Below are 18,472 nucleotides of genomic sequence, written 5' to 3'. Positions count from 1 at the left end.
ATATTTTAATTCAGTACACACTCAGCCACGTAAGGTTAACCTTTGCGCGAATTTTTATAATTAAAGCGCATCTATGTCTTTTACTAAGTTAATTTTTACCCTCAGTTTTTTATCAATTTTAGCTGCGTGTAGCAGCCAACCTATAGTTACCTCTGCTAATGGCGAGCGTACTCAGTTAGGTAAAGCCTCTTATTACGCTAATAAATACCATGGTCGCACAACAGCAAACGGCGAAACATTTAGCCAAAATGCATCCACTGCTGCGCATTTAGAATTACCCTTTGGTACAAAAGTGAAGGTTACAAACTTGGCAAATAACAAATCGGTGATCGTGAGAATAAACGATAGAGGCCCGTACGTTAGAGGGCGGGTTATTGATTTATCGTTAGGTATGTTTAAAAAAATTGCCGACCCTAAAGTCGGCGTTATAGATGTATCCATCAGCGTTTTAAATGATTAACTTGATCTCTGGATAATATATCTATCTCAAGCAGCTATTTTTAGCGCTAACCGCGTTGAATTTTCTTGCAATAAGCTAGCTATTGACGCGTAAATTCGCCTTGTTTCCACTTAAAATTTCTAGCAAGAGAAAACAAAATTAAGTTTCATTAATACTCAGCTGGTTAGTAAATCTCTTAACCAGAGTTCAAGTTATTTAAAACCGAGTAGTTAAGGCAACATAATCGGTATATGTTTCGCTAAGCTCTTTATGAGTGCCTTGCGCTACAAGGCTGCCATTTTCTAGCCAAATAATGTTATCCATTTGCGCTAAAAGAGCAGGGTCGTGGGTAATGGTAAGTACGCTTGCGTTACTCATTACCTGCATAATAGCGTTCATTACCGTTTGCTTAGATTGGTTATCAAGCCCTTCAGTAGGCTCATCAAGGACTAAAATAGCTGGGTTTTGTAATAAAGCTTGCGCAATGGCTATGCGCCTTGATTGGCCTTGAGAAACACTTCTCCCACCTGTGCCTAAACGGGTTTTTAATCCATCTTGTAGCTCATTAAACCAAGGTTTTAGTTGTGCAAGGTTAATGGCTTCAAGCATTTCTTCTTTTGTGGCGCTTGGCTTTGCATAGCGTAAGTTTTCACTTAATGTGCCATCAAAAATATGATGCTGCTGCGCGAGTATATTAATAATGCTTGCGCGGGTGTTGCTGCTTAGTGCGTGGAGTTCTTCTGCGTTATTTTCATCGCTTAGCCTAATACTGCCTTGCTGCACAGGCCATAAACCGGTAAGTAAATTAACCAAGGTGCTTTTACCACTGCCGCTTCTGCCTACAATCGCTACTTTTTGCTGAGCTTTAAGGGTAAAGCTGATATTAGTTAAAGCACTGTGCTCCTGGTATTTATAGCCAATGTTATTAAGCGCCAAAGTTGTATTGTTTTTATCAAACTGCATCTCAACTAACTCAGCGCTATTAGCTTCTTGCGCTGTGACTTTATCTTCCAGTGTAAATAGTCGCTCAGCGGCTTTGAGTACAGTGGGTAGTTCTATAAATGCATTAGGCAACAGCAATACAGTTTCAAAGCTTGCTAATACAAATAGGCTTAACATAGCAAGCTCAACATTTACCATAGCGCCGCTGTAAACCAAAGGCACAATAGTGACTATGGCGCCAAGCATAGCTAGCTGCACAACCAGCAAACTTAAACCGTCGCTATTTGCTAGTACTTTATGGCGACTATAAAGTTGTTGGTTATATTGCTCGTTTAGTTCATTACATTTTGAAATTTGCCCAGCACGTGCCTGATAAATACTCAGCTCTCTAAGGCCGGTTAGGGTGTCAGAAAGTTCTGCTCTAAGTTGTGCACTGAGCTGTGTTTCTTTATGGCTATTTTTATTTAATTTAGCACTTAACAGCGCAGGTAAAACAACACCAATTAGTAAAATGCCCATAAAACAAATAAGCGCAACGTTGGCGTTATAAGCCGCCATAAACACCATAATTATGGGCACACTCAACAGCGCTACCAGCATTGGCAGTAATATGTTTAAGTAAAACTTATCAAGCGCATCCACATCATTTTGTAAGCGGTTAACTAAATCGGCGCTGCGGCTCATTGCTAAATCTACATTGTTTAGCTTACTTAGCGTGGCAAACATATTAACACGTATTTCACTAAGCAATAAAAACGTCGCGTTATGTGTTACTAAGCGCTCACCATAGCGTGATGCAGTTCGTACAATCGCTAAAAATCGAATGGTTCCTGCAGGAGTAAAGTAATTCATTTGTACGCCTGCAATACCCGCTGCCGCCATTGAGGCTAAAAACCACCCCGATATAGCTAATAAGCCCACGTTTGCAAGTACCGTTAACGTCGCTAAAAAAGTACCCAGTAGCATGGCTTTATAATGGGGGCGGCAAAGCTTTAATAGCCTAATAAAATTAGTCATTGTTTGCTCCTTGCGCTTGTAAATTAAGGAGTGATTTAAATGCGCCTTGTTGCTGCTCAAGTTGGCTGTAAGTACCTTGCTGTGCTATTTCGCCATTTTGCATAACAAGGATATTGCTTGCGTTTTTCACCGTATTTAGGCGGTGGGCAATGACCAACACTAAGTGGTTTTTAGCGTAATTATTTATAGCCTGCTGAATAAGCTGCTCGGTTTGGCTATCAAGGTGGGCTGTCGGTTCGTCAAGCACTAAAATAGGCGCTTGTTTTAAAAACGCCCGTGCAAGGGCTATACGCTGCTTTTGACCGCCAGAGAGCCCTTCACCTTGCTCACCTATCAGGGTGTCGAACCCATTCTCTAACGTGTTTATAAAATCTAAGGCGCCCGCTTGGTGTGCGGCTTGCTCAAGCTCGAGTTGCGTAGCGGCTGGCTTGGCTATTTTTATGTTATCGCTAATGCTTTGATAAAAAAGCGTTGGGGTTTGGGGGATCCACGCAATTGCGTTCTGTAATGTACTCATGCTTGTAGCATCAAGTGGTTTATTATTAATGCTTATTTGTTCAATCACCTGCGGATGAAACCCTAATAAACAATCAAATAAAGTACTTTTACCTGAGCCACTAGCACCTACTACTGCCACTAGCCCTTTAGCGGGTAGCGTAAGGTTTATATTTTTTATGCCTTCGTTACTGTTTGGGTAGGTAAAGTTTAAGTTGTTTATGTTTATTGAGCTTATATGCTCCTCAAACTTTGTTTCATGTTGCTGTGACTGCTCAGGAAGTGGGGCATTTAAAATAGTAACCATATCGGCCGCAGCGCTTATACCTTGCAAGCGGGCATGGTAGTGGCTGCCTAATTGGCGCAGGGGTAAGTAAAATTCTGGGGCAAGTAGTAAAACAACAAAGCCGGTTGAAAAATCAAGCGTGCCAAAAAACAGTCTAAAACCAATGATTACCGCTACCAGTGCCACACTAATAGTGGCTAAAAATTCCAGCGCAAATGATGATAAAAAGGCAATTTTTAAAACACCGAGTGTAGCGTGCCTAAAGTCATCAGAAATTTTGGCTATTTGTTTTAGCTCTTTTTGCGTTGCGTTAAACAATTTAAGTTGTGTTAAACCTTGTACGCGGTCAAAAAAGTAATTACCTAGTACGGCCAGTTGCTGCCATCTTTTTTGATTTAACGCCTCGGCCTTTGAGCCCACCAAAATCATAAAAAACGGAATAAGCGGAGCGGTTAATAAAAATATTAAGCCTGCTTTATAGTCGGTTGGAAAAATAACCACCAATATTGCCAGCGGAATAAGCGCGCTATAAGCAACGCCAGGCAAGTATTTAGCGTAGTAGTCGTGCAGTGCTTCAACGCCATCGTGCACGGTGTTGAGCGTTGCTCCTTGGCCGTGTTGTTCAATATAACTTGGGCCAAGATGCGTTAATTTGGTTAATAAGGTTTGGCGCATAGCCGACTTTATTTTAAGTGCCGCATAAGCACTGAGCCTTTCACTGATAGCTAAAAATAGGGCTCTGAGTAAAATAATACCCGCAAGTGGCCAAAGTAAGTGGGTTACTTGGTTAAGGCTTGCACCTTCAAACATAACGTTATGAATAGTTTGTGCCAGTAAATAGGCGCCTGCAATCATTAAAATAGCGTTAAATGTGCCCAGTGCAATACTTAACTTTAGCCATGCACCCGCAGGCTTACTTTGCCGTTTTAAAAGAGCGCGCAGAGATTGCTGCTGCGCGCGATTTGGTCGGGGATTAGTCGTCATCTTTTGTGTTGTTAGCTTCGTTTAGTAAATCGTGCATCGGTTGTTCATCATCAGCTATGCTGTTTTTATTTTGATGAAACTCGTACCACATTACATTTATAACACCTAAGGTACAGGCTAAAAGTACACCTAAAATCCAAGCGAAATACCACATAATTTAGTCTCCTTAGTAGCTACCGTGCGTGTTGTTTTCAATTTCGTCTACCGTTACTCTGCGCCACATTTTTACGTAACACCAGGTGGTGTAGGCCAAAATTAACGGAATAAATATAACAACAGCAACAAACATAATATTAAGCGTTCTGTGGCTCGACACCGCATCCCAAATAGTTAAGCTAATATCTGGGTTATTAACAGATGGCATAATAAATGGGAACAGCGATACACCCGCCGTCATAATAACGCCAATTAACATAATGCTGGTTGAAATAAGCCCAAGTGCTGGCTTGTTTAGTTTAGAGAACAGTAAAGCACTGAGTGCCATAACAAAGCCTAAAATAGGGAAGGTCATTGTCCATGGGCGCTCGCTGTAATTATTAAGCCACGCACCTTGCGCTGTGCTTACAACTTTTGCCAACGGATCTGCATGGCTTTGCGTATCAGGCATAGAAACAATTTGGTAGCCATTTATGTTTGCTACCCAAAAACCCGCAGCCGCAAACAGTACAATAAATACCACTAATGCGTAGCGGCCATATTGCGCTGAGCGCTCTGCAACGGCATCTGCTGTGCGCAGTTGTAGCCACATGCCAGCATGGGCAATTAACATGGTGATACTAATTAAACCTGCCAGTAGGCCAAATGGGTTGAGTAAGCCAAAAAACGAGCCTTGGTAACTTACACGCAGTAAGTTATCAATATTAAACGGTACACCTAAAAATAAGTTACCAAATGCCACACCAAATACTAAAGCCGGAATGGCGCTGCCTGCAAATAAGCCCCAATCCCAGTTATTACGCCAGCGTTTAGAGTCTATTTTTGAGCGGTAATCAAAACCTAAAGGTCTAAAAAATAACGCAAACAAGACCAGCATCATGGCAAAGTAAAAGCCCGAAAATGCAGCGGCATACACCATAGGCCACGCTGCAAATAAAGCGCCGCCTGCGGTAATAAACCATACTTGGTTACCGTCCCAGTGGGCGCCAATGGTGTTGATTACAGTGCGGCGCTCTGAGTCTGTTTTACCAACAAGGCGAAGCAGCATCGCTACGCCCATATCCATGCCATCGGTAATTGCAAAGCCTATTAGCAGTACGCCAATGAGCAACCACCACAGCATTTTTAATGTTTCATAATCAAAAATCATAATTGCTCTCCTGCGTTTTTATCTGCTTTGTTTGGTAACTCAAAGTGATACTTGCCTGTATGTAACGAGCTTGGGCCTTGTTTAATAAAGCGCACCATTAACCAACCTTCTACAATGGCAAGGCCAGTGTAAAAAATAATAAACCCAGTTAAGCTAATTAAAATATCGTTTACCGTCAGTGACGAAGTGGCTAAAAAGGTCGGTAATATTTCTGATATAGCCCAAGGCTGGCGACCATATTCAGCAACGATCCAACCAAATTCTATTGCAATCCAAGGTAGCGGAATACTCAATACTGCAGCCCACAGTAGCCAACGTTTTTGCTCAATAATACGGTGTGCGTTGTAATAAAATGCCAATACAAATACGGCCAGCATAGCTACACCACAGGCCACCATTATTCTAAATGACCAAAACATAGGCCCCACTTTAGGGAACGAGTCTTTAACTGCCATTTGAATGTGCTCTTCTGTGGCATCTACCACATTGGGGGTATAGCGCTTAAGCAGCAAGCCATAACCTAAATCGGCTTTAAGAGAATCAAATTTAGCTATGTTTTCTTCGCTGTCATCGCCATTTCTTAGCTTTTGGAGGTATTCGTACGCTATCATGCCGTTACGAATGCGTACCTCGTGTTTTTTCTCTAAATCAGAAATACCAATAACTTGCTCATCTAAAGAGCGGGTAGCAATAATGCCTAGTGCGTAGGGTATTTTTACTGCTGCATGCGTTACCTGCTCATCTGAGTCAGGAAAACCAAGCGCGGTAAACGCAGCGGGTGCTTCTTCGGTACGCCATTCAGCTTCTATGGTGGCAAGTTTTACTTTTTGAACTTCGCCTACTTCGTAGCCTGATTCGTCACCTAATAAAATTACACACAATATGGATGCTAAACCAAAGCCCGATGCCACCGAGAACGAGCGCTTAGCAAAGGCTAAATCTCGGCCTTTTAATATGTACCAACTACTAATGCCCAGTACAAACATAGAAGCGGCTACGTAACCGGCCGATACCGTATGAATAAACTTAACCTGCGCCACTGGGTTAAATACAAGCTCTGCAAAGCTGGTCATTTCCATGCGCATGGTTTGATAGTTAAACTCTGCCCCTACCGGGTTTTGCATCCACCCGTTAGCTATTAATATCCACAGCGCCGACATATTAGTACCTAGCGCCATTAAAAATGTAGCGCCCAAATGTTGGCGTTTAGTTAACCTATCCCAGCCTAAAAAGAACATACCCACAAAGGTCGACTCTAAAAAGAACGCCATTAAGCCTTCAATAGCGAGCGGGGCGCCAAATACATCGCCTACGTAATGCGAGTAATAAGACCAGTTAGTACCAAACTCAAACTCCATGGTCAGGCCCGTTGCCACCCCAATAGCAAAGTTAATACCAAACAATTTTCCCCAAAACTTAGTCATATCACGATAAATTTCGCGACCGGTCATAACATAAACCGATTCCATAATAACTAAAATCCAGGTCATACCTATGGTTAAAGGCACGAATAAGAAATGGAAGAGTGCGGTAACAGCAAACTGCAATCGCGATAGATCCACAAAGGTTTCATCTATCATTTTTGGCTCCTTGAGGGTGACGGGTTAACAAGGCAATTAATAATTGGCAAAGTTAAAATTAATGAACTTTCAGTAATTACTGAAAGTTTGGAATATTATTTACGTTTGCACAATTTTTGTCAATAAACATATTAGAAAAAGTTAATATATATTCACCATGCTACATCAGTATGAAATACAAACAATCGTTTGGTACTAAATTAGTTACAAATAATCGTTAATTTAAAGCGTTTAACCAAACATTAAAACACGGTAAACTAACCGCTATGAACGCCTGATAAATAAAGTCGAATGAATAAAGAGAAAAAACAACTACGTATTGGTATTGTGGCAGGTGAGCTGTCGGGCGATATTTTAGGCGAAGGCTTAATTAAAGCACTTAAAACGCACTTTCCAGATGCCATTTTTGAAGGCATTGCAGGGCCAAAAATGCAGGCGCAAGGCTGTAAAACGCTTTACGATATGGACGAGCTCTCGGTAATGGGGCTGGTTGAAGTATTAGGGCGTTTGCCGCGTTTACTTAAAATACGTAAGCAGCTGGTACAGCACTTTAAAGATAACCCACCCGATGTATTTATAGGTATTGATGCGCCCGATTTTAACCTACGCGTAGAAAAACCTTTAAAAGATGCCGGTATTAAAACCATTCAATACGTAAGCCCGTCGGTTTGGGCATGGCGCGAAAAACGTATTCATACCATTAGTGCTGCCACAAATTTAGTGCTTGCTCTGCTGCCGTTTGAAAAAGAATTTTACGATAAGCACCAAGTACCGTGTACATTTGTAGGACACACCTTAGCTGACGATATAGCGCTTGAGCACGACGATAGCCAAGCCCGCCAAGAACTTGGCCTAAATACCGACGACAAAGTACTGGCTTTACTGCCAGGTAGCCGTGGCTCAGAAGTAGGCTTGCTCAGCGAAACCTATATAAATACAGCTGCGCAGTTACAAGCGCAAAACCCAGACCTTAAAATAGTGGTGCCGCTGGTTAACGAAAAACGCAAAGCGCAATTTAGTGAAATTTTAAATGCCACTGCACCAAATTTAAATGTAAACTTACTCGATGGTCAGTCAAAACTAGCCATGCAAGCAGCTGATGCCATTTTACTGGCATCAGGCACAGCAACGCTTGAAGGCATGCTGTATAAAAAGCCTATGGTGGTGGGTTATAAAATTAAGCCAATGAGCTATTGGATTTTTAAAACCTTGTTTACCTTTAATATTAAATATTTTTCACTGCCAAACTTATTAGCCGATGAAGAGCTAGTGCCGGAGTTTTTACAAAGTGAATGTAACGTGGCTAATTTAACGGGCGCACTTACGCCTATGCTAAATACCGATAATAAAGAACTAAAAGCACGCTTTTTAGCCATCCACGAAAAAATTAGATTAAATGCCAGCAAACAAGCAGCCAAGGCTGTGGCGGAGTTAATAAATGCAAATTGAACGACCCAACGTAACCTTAATTGCCGGTGTAGATGAAGTAGGGCGTGGCCCGCTTGTCGGTGATGTTGTTACCGCTGCGGTAATACTTGACCCAGCGAATCCTATTGCAGGTTTAGCTGACTCTAAAAAGCTAACCGACAAAAAGCGCCAAGCACTGGCTATAGAAATAAAACAAAAAGCGCTGTGTTATGCCATTGGTCGTTGTAGCCCAACAGAGATTGACGAGTTAAACATTTTGCATGCAACTATGCTTGCAATGACGCGTGCAGTTGAGGGGTTAAGTACGCAACCAGAGTTTGTATTTGTAGATGGTAACCGCTTACCTAAATTAGCTATGCCGGCTCAAGCAGTTGTTAAAGGCGATAGTTTAGTGGCTGAAATTTCAGCAGCCTCTATTTTAGCCAAAGTAGCGCGTGATGATGAAATGCTTGAGCTTGATACTCGCTACCCGCAATACGGGTTTGCAGGGCACAAAGGGTACCCAACTAAAACACATTTTGCAGCGCTTGAGCAGTACGGTGCTATTGATGAGCACCGTAAAAGTTTTAAGCCGGTACAACGTGTGCTAATGCAAGCAAAGGGCGAGGCATAAATAATGGCCGCTCCAGATTTTGTACATTTACGGGTTCACTCAGACTTTTCGATGGTCGATGGCTTAGCTAAAACCAAGCCTATTGTTGCTAAAGCGCAAGAGCTTGAAATGCCAGCGCTGGCAATTACCGATCAAATGAACTTTTGTGGTTTAGTGCGTTTTTATGGCGCAACCCACAGTGCCGGTATTAAACCCATAGTGGGAGCCGATTTTTGGTTGCGCAGCCCAGAGTTTCCAGATGAGCCAAGCCGTATTACGTTGCTAGCTAAAAACAACGACGGTTATAAAAACATTACCTTATTAATATCTGAAGCTTACCAACGCGGGCATATATTTCATCGCCCGGTGATTGACCGAGAATGGCTAGTTAAGCACAAAGAAGGGCTTATTATTCTCTCAGGCGCAAAAGATGGTGATTTAGGTAAAGCCTTATTAAAAAATAATCCAGGCGTTATTGAATCTGTAGTGAGCTTTTATAAGCAGCATTTTAGCGATCATTACTATTTAGAGCTTATTCGCACCGACCGTCCGCTTGAAGAAGACTACCTGCATATGGCGGTAGAGCTTGCAGCTAAAGAGCAACTGCCCGTTGTTGCCACAAACGAAGTGGTTTTTTTAAAGCCCGAAAACTTTGAAGCGCACGAAATTCGTGTGGCTATTTTTGACGGTTACACCCTTGATGATAAACGCCGCCCTAAACGATTTTCACAAGAGCAATACCTAAAAACGCCTGAGCAAATGGCCGAGCTATTTAGCGATATTCCTGAAGCGCTGCAAAATACGGTAGAAATAGCCAAACGCTGTAACGTAACGGTGCAACTAGGCACTTACTTTTTGCCTGATTACCCAACCGGCTCGTTAAAAATTGAAGACTTTTTAGTTAAGGTTTCAGAAGATGGCCTTGAAGAGCGCCTGCAGTTTTTATTCCCCGATGAACAAGAGCGACAAGAAAAACGAGGCGAATACGACGAGCGCTTAAAAGTAGAGCTTGGTGTAATTAACCAAATGGGTTTTCCAGGCTACTTCTTAATCGTAATGGAGTTTATTCAGTGGAGTAAAGATAACAATATTCCAGTGGGGCCAGGGCGTGGTTCGGGTGCGGGTTCATTAGTGGCGTATGCCCTAAAAATTACCGACCTTGATCCGCTTGAATTTGATTTACTCTTTGAGCGATTCTTAAACCCTGAACGTGTATCAATGCCCGATTTCGATGTCGATTTTTGTATGGACAGGCGTGATGAGGTAATTGACCATGTATCGGCATTGTATGGGCGGGACGCGGTATCACAAATTATTACCTTTGGTACCATGGCTGCAAAAGCGGTAATACGCGATGTAGGGCGTGTACTTGGCCACCCTTATGGTTTTGTTGATCGAATTTCTAAGCTGATCCCAGGGGATCCCGGCATGACGCTTGCCAAAGCGTTTGAGGTAGAGCCGCGTTTACAAGAAGCCTACGATGGCGACTCAGAGGTAAAAGATTTAATCGATATGTGTCGCATCCTAGAAGGGTGTACACGTAATGCCGGTAAACACGCCGGTGGTGTTGTAATATCGCCGACGACCATTACCGACTTTGCTGCACTTTATTGCGATGACGAAGGTAAGTTTCCGGTAACACAGTTTGATAAAAACGACGTAGAAACCGCAGGCCTAGTTAAGTTCGATTTCTTGGGCTTACGTACCTTGACCATTTTGCAGTGGGCTGTGGATATGACCAACGAGCGCATGAAGCGCGAAGGCAAAGCGCCCGTTGATATAAATACCATTCCATTGGATGATAAAAAAAGTATAGAGCTATTACTGCGCGCCGAAACAACCGCGGTATTCCAGCTAGAATCGCGCGGCATGAAAGACCTCGTACGCCGATTAAAGCCCGATTGCTTTGAAGATATGATTGCATTGGTAGCCTTGTTCCGCCCAGGCCCACTGCAATCAGGCATGGTAGATAACTTCATCGACCGTAAGCTTGGCCGAGAAGAAATTTCATACCCAGATGCCCAATACCAACACGAAAGCTTAAAGCCCATACTTGAGCCTACTTACGGCATTATTTTGTACCAAGAACAAGTAATGCAAATTGCCCAAGTACTAGCAGGCTATACGCTTGGTGGCGCCGACATGTTACGTCGTGCAATGGGTAAGAAAAAACCCGAAGAAATGGCCAAACAGCGTTCAACCTTTGAAGAAGGCGCACGCAATAATGGTATAGACGGCGAACTGGCAATTAAAATTTTCGACCTGGTAGAAAAATTCGCAGGCTATGGTTTTAATAAATCTCACTCGGCAGCGTATGCACTGGTTTCGTACCAAACGCTGTGGATGAAAACGCACCATCCGGCAGAATTTATGGCTGCGGTAATGTCGGCCGATATGGATAACACCGACAAAATAGTAATCTTGGTGGATGAATGTGAAAACATGAAGCTCACCTTATTACCGCCTGATGTAAACGCCGGAGAATTTAAATTTACGGTAAACCTGCAAGGTGAAATTGTTTACGGTATTGGTGCTATTAAAGGCGTAGGTGAAGCGCCGGTAGAGGCCATTTTAGAAGCGCGCGCAAAAGGCGGCCCATTTAAAGATTTATTTGATTTTTGTGCCCGTGTAGATTTAAAACGCTTAAATAAACGTGTGACCGAAAAATTAATTTACGCCGGTGCACTTGATCAACTCGGGCCAGAGAAAACCCAAGCAGGGCGTGCAACATTACTGGCAAGTTTAAAAGATGCCATGCGCGCTGCCGATCAGCACAACAAAGCTGAGCAACTTGGGCAAAGCGATTTATTTGGCTTACTGGCCACTGAGCCTGATGAAGTTGAGCAAGCCTTTATTAAAGCCACACCGCTTACCGATAACCAATGGCTTGATGGCGAAAAAGACACGCTAGGCCTTTATTTAACAGGGCATCCGATAAATCAGTATCGTCGTGAACTTAGACATTACACCAGCGGCAAGCTGGTGGATTTACAGCCAACAAATCGTGATGTACTCTCTACGGCGGCGGGTTTAGTTATTTCAGCGCGGACATTAATTAATAAAAAAGGAAATCGTTGGGGCTTAATAACTTTAGATGACAAGAGCGCCCGTATTGATGTACGCTTGTTTCCTGAACAGTTCGAAATGTACCAAGAAATGCTTCAAGTAAACAATATCTTGGTAATATCTGGACAGGTCAGCTTTGATAACTTCTCCGGTGGCATTACAATGACCGCCAGAGAAATAAACACCATTGCTCAAGCGCGTGAAAAACGCATTAAAGCGATTAAAATGACGCTGAACATGGTGCAAATCGAGGCAGGTTTCTTCGATAAATTACAAAAAGTACTCGAACCTTATAAAATGGGAACGTGTCCGATCAAGGTTTATTACCAGCGCCCCGATGCGTTGGCTCAATTAACCCTAGGGATCGAATGGTGTGTTACGCCGAGCGACGACTTAATTCATAAGTTATCACTCATGGCGGCACAAGATGTAGAACTAGAATTTAACTGATTAGGTAGTTTAGAGCATGAGCCTCAATTATCTTGATTTTGAGCTTCCGATTGCAGAATTAGAAGCAAAAATTGAAGAATTACAAAGCATAAGCCGCGCTGGCGAATTAGACCTTGAGTTAGAAGAGGAAGTCAGCAAATTAAAAGAAAAAAGCGCTAAGCAAAAAGAGGAAATATTCTCAAATTTAGGCGCTTGGCAAGTATCGCAGTTAGCGCGTCATCCGTTGCGTCCTTACACTCGAGATTATATCGAGCGCATTTTCACGGAATTTGACGAGTTTGCAGGCGATCGTACTTTTGCTAACGATCCGGCTATTTTAGGTGGTGTTGCACGTTTAGATGGCGAACCAGTAATGGTGATTGGCCAGCAAAAAGGGCGTGATACAGCTGAAAAAATTAAACGTAACTTTGGTATGCCAAAACCAGAAGGCTACCGCAAAGCGCTACGTTTAATGGAAATGGCCGAGCGTTTTAAAATGCCAATTATGACCTTTATCGACACCCCAGGGGCATACCCAGGTGTGGGCGCTGAAGAGCGCGGTCAGTCTGAGGCAATTGCACGTAACCTAAAAGTAATGGCGGCACTTAAAGTACCCACAATTTGTACGGTTATTGGCGAAGGCGGCTCTGGTGGTGCATTAGCCATTGGTGTTGGCGACAGAGTTAACATGTTGCAATACAGCACGTACTCAGTAATTTCGCCAGAAGGCTGTGCTTCAATTTTATGGAAAAGCGCCGATAAAGCACCACTTGCCGCAGAGGCAATGGGTGTAACTGCAGAGCGTGTTAAAGAGCTCGATTTAATTAATAACTTAGTTGAAGAGCCTTTAGGCGGCGCACACCGCAATTACGATGCAATGGCACGTAACTTAAAAACACGTTTAAAACGTGACCTTGCTGACTTACAAGCGCTATCGCTTGAAGACATGCTAGATCAACGCTACAAACGTTTAATGTCGTTTGGTTACTGCTAATTAGCTAACCAACACATTTATTGTTAAAAAAGGCCGCTTATGCGGCTTTTTTGTTTTAAAATACTGCAAACATTAAATTTATAGCGTATCCATGCAAGCATCACCTATTTATCAGCACGTTAAACACGCCCTTGAGCACTTTTTTAAGCACCAGCAGTATAACTTTACGGTGGCGCTTTCGGGTGGCGTGGATTCGGTGGTATTGCTTCATATAATGCACTTATTAAAACAAGCGCAACCAAAGCTAAACGTAAACGCGATTTATGTTAATCATGGTTTAAGCCAATACGCGAATGACTGGCAGCGCTTTTGCCAAAACTTGTGCGCTGAGCTAAATATATCGTTTAATGCCGCGCAGGTAACAATAAACTCAAAAACACGAACAAGCCTTGAAGCGCAGGCACGTGAGGCGCGTTACAAAGCACTTGATGAGCTAAGCCCCGCGGGCAGTGTTATTTTGTTGGGTCAGCATTTAAACGATCAAATAGAAACGTTTTTACTGCGGTTAAAGCGCGGCTCTGGCTTAAAAGGGTTAGGCGCAATGCAAAAAATGCGTGAACTACAAAGCGGGCGAATATGCTACAGACCGCTTTTAAACATAACGCGCAGTGATATAGAGCACTTTGCCACAGAGTTTAATATTACGCACATTACTGATGACTCAAATACCGATGAGCGTTTTGATCGTAACTTTTTACGTGCACGTGTAGTGCCTATACTTGCAAAGCGCTTTAAAGGTTTTGAACATTGTGCTGGGCGCAGCATTGAGTTACTACAGCAACAACAAGCGCTACTTGATGAGTACACTGAACTTGATTTAAAACAAAGCGTAAACGCCCATCAAGCACTGAGCGTTAGCCAACTAACCACCTACAGCGACGTGCGCATAACCAATGTGGTTCGTGCATGGCTTAGCTTATTTACCCAAGTAATGCCCTCACAAAAGCAGCTTTTGCAAATAATTAACCAAGCCATAAATGCGCAGGCTGATGCGCAAATGCAAGTTGATTTAAGCGAAGGGCAAATACGACGCCATCAAGGGTATTTGTATTTTGTTACACCACACACATTATTAGCCGATGAAGCGCTAACGAGCAATGAGCTTGCACTTAATGATGGGCGCGTTTTAATAAAGCAACAAGGTAAAGGCCTACGTGTCCCACTGCCAAACGAGCAAGTCACCGTGCGCTTTAATTGTAATAGTGCGCGTATAAAGCCGTTAAAAAAGCCAGGCAGCAATACGCTTAAACACTGGTTTAAAGATGCAAAAGTAGCCCCGTGGTTAAGAGAGCGGGTGCCTTTAATATTTTATAACGATGAGCTTGTGCAAGTTGTTGGTTATTTTGTAAGTGAAAAACACCGAGACGAAAACGGCATTTTTTGGGAGTGTAAATAAATGAAAGATCAGCCACATGTAGGCCTATCGCTAGTTAGCAAAGCGCCGATGGGTATGTTAATAACAGCGTTAGTTGCTGTTATAGCCAATGTATTACTAGAGCTTAATATTATTACATTAGGTTATGCCGTTGTGGGCGGGGTGATATCGGCGGTATTACTGCTTGCCTACTGGTTAGGTAAAGGCGGGTTATTTTTTATTTTAGGCGTAAGTTTACCATTGGTTTTAGTGTTATTTACCCCGCTTGCAAGCATAACAGCATTGCTTAATTTAGTGAGCGGCTTCTTTTTTGGCTTTTGTGCAGCCTTGTTTGTTTATAAATTACTGGCTAATAAATAATTAAACAGTAATAAAAAAGCTTAGCGGGGGAAGCTAAGCTTTTATAAATAATAGAGTTATATAAATACTAATATGCTTTTGCGCAGTTGCGCCCAGAGGCTTTTGCCTTATATAAGCCTTTATCGGCTCTTGCAAATATTTCTGTTTCGCAATCTTGGCTATTGGCTAGGGTAAAGCCAATGCTGGTGGTTACTTTGTATTTAGACATTAAACTTGAGTTTCTGACTAAGTGCATAATGCGCTCAGCAACCACTTTGTTTGTTGTAAACTCAGGGTCTTCAATAATCAGCGAAAACTCATCGCCACCAAATCTAAATACAGAGTCGGTGCCGCGTATACTGCTACAAAGTACCTGCGAAAATTCTTTTAAAACATCGTCACCTACTTTATGACCATAGTTGTCGTTTACTTGCTTAAAGTTATCTAAATCAAGCAGCATTAAACTAAAAGGGCGCTGGTAACGGCGGCAGTTTTCGAGCTTTTGCGATAACATGTCATTAAATTGGCTACGGTTATTTAACCCAGTGAGCGCATCTTTTGTGGCAAGTTTTAACACTCGGCTGTACATCATTGCGTTACGCAGTGGGTACACAAGGGCGCTGTGCAAGGCACGTAATTTGTTTTCAATCGCTTTACTAATAGGGTATTGGCTAAAGTAAATTAGCTGTCCTAAGTGCTCGCGACCAATAGCTAAATCGTAAGAGTACGGGCTAGTGTTCGTGTTGCTATCTGAGGTTTGTGCAGTACCGAGCGTTGATTGAAACTGCAGCCCTGAAAAGTTAAGTAGCTGTTTGGCAAATTTTGCATAAATAGCCAACACATCTTCTATTACTAGGCTTGTTTGTAGCTCGGTAACTAAATCGTGCGTTGCCGCTGTTTCGTTAGTGTGTGTTTGCTCTGCCGAAAACGGCAAAAAATCGCCGCGCCCAGACACGCGTTGTGTCAAAATATGGACATTTTCCATTAAAATCTTCCCCCAGGGTGTTACTTTGCAATAACTAAGCTATTTTTATGCCATATTTTAAAATTGCTTGATAAACATATGGTTGCTATATTTAAAGTTCATTCCGTAGTTTAATTGACGCTGGAGGCCGAATTTGCAAAGTATAAACGCTCAAATTTTTGGCTTGTTAGTGGCAGCGGTGCTTTTTGTATGGTTTTTTAAGCGCATTGGCTTGCCGCCTATTTTGGCGTATTTAGCAACAGGCGTTTTAGCGGGCAGCCATGGCATTGGTTGGCTTGCTCAATCTCACGAAATAGAGTTTATTGCTGAGCTGGGCATCGTATTTTTACTGTTTAGTTTAGGGCTCGAATTTTCTATATCGCGGCTAATGGCCATGCGCAATATTGTGTTTGGACTGGGCTCGTTACAAGTTGGTGTTACCAGCTTGCTCTTCATTATTATTTTATATTGCTTAAATTTTAGCTTACTCACTAGCTTTACCATTGGCACAATTATGGCGCTTTCTTCAACCGCGGTGGTGGTTAAGCTATTAAAAGAAACTGGCGAACTAAACCAGCGCCGTGGGCAACTGGCGGTGGGCGTATTACTGTTTCAAGATATTGCCGTTGTGCCCCTACTTATTATTTTGCCATTGTTTGCCTCAAGCGATTCGCAAAGTATTAGTTGGGCGCTGGCATTTGCGCTTACAAAAGGCGCGTTTGTGTGCTTATTACTGTGGGCGATTGGTAAATGGGTGCTGCCTAAAGTATTTAAAGAAATAGCGCAGGTACGAACCGATGAACTGTTTGTGCTTACCACAATTTTGGTGGCGTTATTTGCCGGTTTTTTAACTTACATGTTTGGTTTATCAATGGCGCTTGGGGCATTTTTAGCTGGCATGATGCTAGGAGAGAGCCATTACCGCCATCAGCTAGAGGCTGATATTAGGCCATTTCGCGATATTTTAATGGGGCTGTTTTTTGTAACTGTGGGGATGCAGCTCGATATTTTATTTGTGCTTTCGCATGGTTTTGTAATTATTGGCGCGTTATTTGGCTTGTTAATATTAAAAATTACCGTGCTGGCATTAAGTGCCAGATTAATGCATGAGCGCAATCAAGACTCGCTAGCCTGCGGCGTTATGCTGTGGCAAATGGGAGAATTTGGGTTTGTGCTTATTGCTTTGGCAAGTCAGCATGAGTTGCTCAATTCAGAGCAAGCGTCGTTTTTAATTGCCTTAGGGGTGCTATCGATGGCGCTAACCCCGTTTTTAATTGATAAAACCCCACTAATTTTAAAGCAATTAGGTATTTTAGATCACCCCAGTATGGCGAGGGAGAGCGAGCCTAAAAGTAGCACCTTATATAATGATCACGTGGTTATTTGTGGCTTTTCACGCGTAGGGCAAACAATAGCGCGATTTCTAAAACCCGAAGCCATAGATTACGTTGCCATAGAAAGTAACCCTATCTTAGTACAAGAGGGCAAAGCCGCAGGTGAGCCAGTAATATTTGGCTATGTAAAACAAAAAGATATTTTAAAGTGCGCAGGGGTAGAGCGAGCACGCTTAGTGATTATTACCTTTACAGAGCTTGAGCATGCCCATGTGGTTATAGATGCCATAAAGCAACTTGCGCCCAACGTTAAAATACTAATAAGAACCCGCGACGACAGCCAATTAAACAACTTAAAAGAGTTGGGTGTTACTGAGGTGGTGCCTGAGTCGTTAGAGGCAAGCTTAATGTTGGTTTCGCATGTGTTGTCGATGTCGGGAGTACCGATGACACGCATTGTACGCCGTGTTAGTAAAGAGCGCCGTAATCGCTACCCGCTTATGCAAAGTTTTTACGCCGGTTACTTTAAAGACAACGAAGAAACCTCCTCTGAGCGCTTAGAATATTTGCACGTAGTCGCGTTGCCAGATCAAGCCTATGCGGTGGATAAAACAATAGACGAGCTTAACTTATCTAAACGCCGCGTGACTGTAAAAGCTTTGCGCCGAGAGGGGCAAGAAATAGACGACCCATCAACCAGCACCACATTGTGCGCAAACGATGTATTGGTATTGCAAGGTAAGCCTAGGCGGGTAGAGCGAGTAGAGCATTACCTACTCGATGGGCTTGAATAAAAAGCATTTTTTTACTGACATAGATGCAAGTTATTAAAATAACACAGGTAGTTGTCCAGCTCAGTTGGTTTTAAAGCTTGCTCTGCGATTAAATAGCCCATAGAACAA

Annotated in this window: 14 protein-coding genes; 8 read left to right on the top strand and 6 right to left on the bottom strand. The window is 42.7% G+C overall.

Annotation, left to right across the window (positions count from 1 at the left end):
• Window positions 1–73: 73 nt before the first annotated feature.
• Entirely contained in the window at window positions 74–460 is a 387-nt protein-coding gene (locus PSH54_RS11970) for a septal ring lytic transglycosylase RlpA family protein (protein ID WP_024033818.1), read from the top strand.
• A 195-nt stretch (window positions 461–655) separates the two neighbouring features.
• Here the strand turns inward: PSH54_RS11970 and cydC are convergent, their stop codons facing one another.
• From cydC to PSH54_RS11945, 5 genes are read right to left on the bottom strand one after another with little or no spacing between them, the layout of a single operon-like run.
• Window positions 656–2,398 carry a thiol reductant ABC exporter subunit CydC gene (cydC, locus tag PSH54_RS11965; RefSeq protein WP_273606226.1) on the bottom strand — a complete coding sequence of 581 codons (1,743 nt, stop codon included), beginning with the start codon at window positions 2,396–2,398 and terminating at the stop codon, window positions 656–658.
• Complete coding sequence (gene cydD, locus PSH54_RS11960; protein ID WP_273606225.1) at window positions 2,391–4,163, bottom strand: thiol reductant ABC exporter subunit CydD; 1,773 nt, start codon at window positions 4,161–4,163, stop codon at window positions 2,391–2,393. Before cydD ends, cydC begins: the two co-directional genes overlap by 8 nt.
• The gene (gene cydX / locus PSH54_RS11955) at window positions 4,153–4,317 is read right to left on the bottom strand and encodes a cytochrome bd-I oxidase subunit CydX (protein ID WP_004586934.1); all 165 of its coding nucleotides are present in this window, start codon (window positions 4,315–4,317) and stop codon (window positions 4,153–4,155) included. The genes cydD and cydX overlap by 11 nt, the downstream gene beginning before the upstream one ends.
• A 12-nt stretch (window positions 4,318–4,329) precedes the next feature.
• Window positions 4,330–5,469 (bottom strand): cytochrome d ubiquinol oxidase subunit II, encoded by a 1,140-nt coding sequence (gene cydB, locus PSH54_RS11950; RefSeq protein WP_024033821.1) that lies wholly within the window; start codon window positions 5,467–5,469, stop codon window positions 4,330–4,332.
• Window positions 5,466–7,049 carry a cytochrome ubiquinol oxidase subunit I gene (locus PSH54_RS11945; RefSeq protein WP_273606224.1) on the bottom strand — a complete coding sequence of 528 codons (1,584 nt, stop codon included), beginning with the start codon at window positions 7,047–7,049 and terminating at the stop codon, window positions 5,466–5,468. Before PSH54_RS11945 ends, cydB begins: the two co-directional genes overlap by 4 nt.
• Window positions 7,050–7,340: 291 nt before the next feature.
• On the opposite strand from PSH54_RS11945, the gene lpxB reads away from it, so the two are divergent.
• From lpxB to PSH54_RS11915, 6 genes are all read left to right on the top strand, one after another.
• Window positions 7,341–8,498, top strand: coding sequence for a lipid-A-disaccharide synthase (lpxB, locus tag PSH54_RS11940; RefSeq protein WP_024033822.1), 1,158 nt, complete (start codon window positions 7,341–7,343; stop codon window positions 8,496–8,498).
• On the top strand, window positions 8,488–9,090 hold the full coding sequence (gene rnhB / locus PSH54_RS11935) for a ribonuclease HII (RefSeq protein ID WP_273606223.1): 603 nt from the start codon (window positions 8,488–8,490) through the stop codon (window positions 9,088–9,090). The genes lpxB and rnhB overlap by 11 nt, the downstream gene beginning before the upstream one ends.
• 3 nt (window positions 9,091–9,093) lie before the next feature.
• A complete protein-coding gene (gene dnaE / locus PSH54_RS11930) occupies window positions 9,094–12,585 on the top strand; it encodes a DNA polymerase III subunit alpha (RefSeq protein ID WP_054983466.1) in 3,492 nt (1,163 codons plus the stop codon).
• Between the two features lie 16 nt (window positions 12,586–12,601).
• Window positions 12,602–13,558 (top strand): acetyl-CoA carboxylase carboxyl transferase subunit alpha, encoded by a 957-nt coding sequence (accA, locus tag PSH54_RS11925; protein WP_004586940.1) that lies wholly within the window; start codon window positions 12,602–12,604, stop codon window positions 13,556–13,558.
• 91 nt (window positions 13,559–13,649) lie between these two features.
• On the top strand, window positions 13,650–14,954 hold the full coding sequence (gene tilS / locus PSH54_RS11920) for a tRNA lysidine(34) synthetase TilS (protein ID WP_273606222.1): 1,305 nt from the start codon (window positions 13,650–13,652) through the stop codon (window positions 14,952–14,954).
• A complete protein-coding gene (locus tag PSH54_RS11915) occupies window positions 14,955–15,293 on the top strand; it encodes a hypothetical protein (RefSeq protein WP_055253102.1) in 339 nt (112 codons plus the stop codon).
• Between the two features lie 67 nt (window positions 15,294–15,360).
• Here the strand turns inward: PSH54_RS11915 and PSH54_RS11910 are convergent, their stop codons facing one another.
• On the bottom strand, window positions 15,361–16,257 hold the full coding sequence (locus PSH54_RS11910; RefSeq protein ID WP_024033826.1) for a GGDEF domain-containing protein: 897 nt from the start codon (window positions 16,255–16,257) through the stop codon (window positions 15,361–15,363).
• 133 nt (window positions 16,258–16,390) lie between these two features.
• Here PSH54_RS11910 and PSH54_RS11905 point away from each other — a divergent pair, with 133 nt between their 5' ends.
• Window positions 16,391–18,364: a monovalent cation:proton antiporter-2 (CPA2) family protein gene (locus PSH54_RS11905; RefSeq protein ID WP_024033827.1), complete on the top strand. Its 1,974-nt coding sequence runs from the start codon at window positions 16,391–16,393 to the stop codon at window positions 18,362–18,364.
• The last annotated feature ends 108 nt before the right edge of the window (window positions 18,365–18,472 follow it).

Source organism: Pseudoalteromonas sp. Angola-30 (assembly GCF_028599215.1).
GTDB lineage: Bacteria > Pseudomonadota > Gammaproteobacteria > Enterobacterales > Alteromonadaceae > Pseudoalteromonas > Pseudoalteromonas atlantica.
Note: the sequence above shows the minus strand (reverse complement) of the source record. Positions and strands in the feature narration are given on the sequence as shown.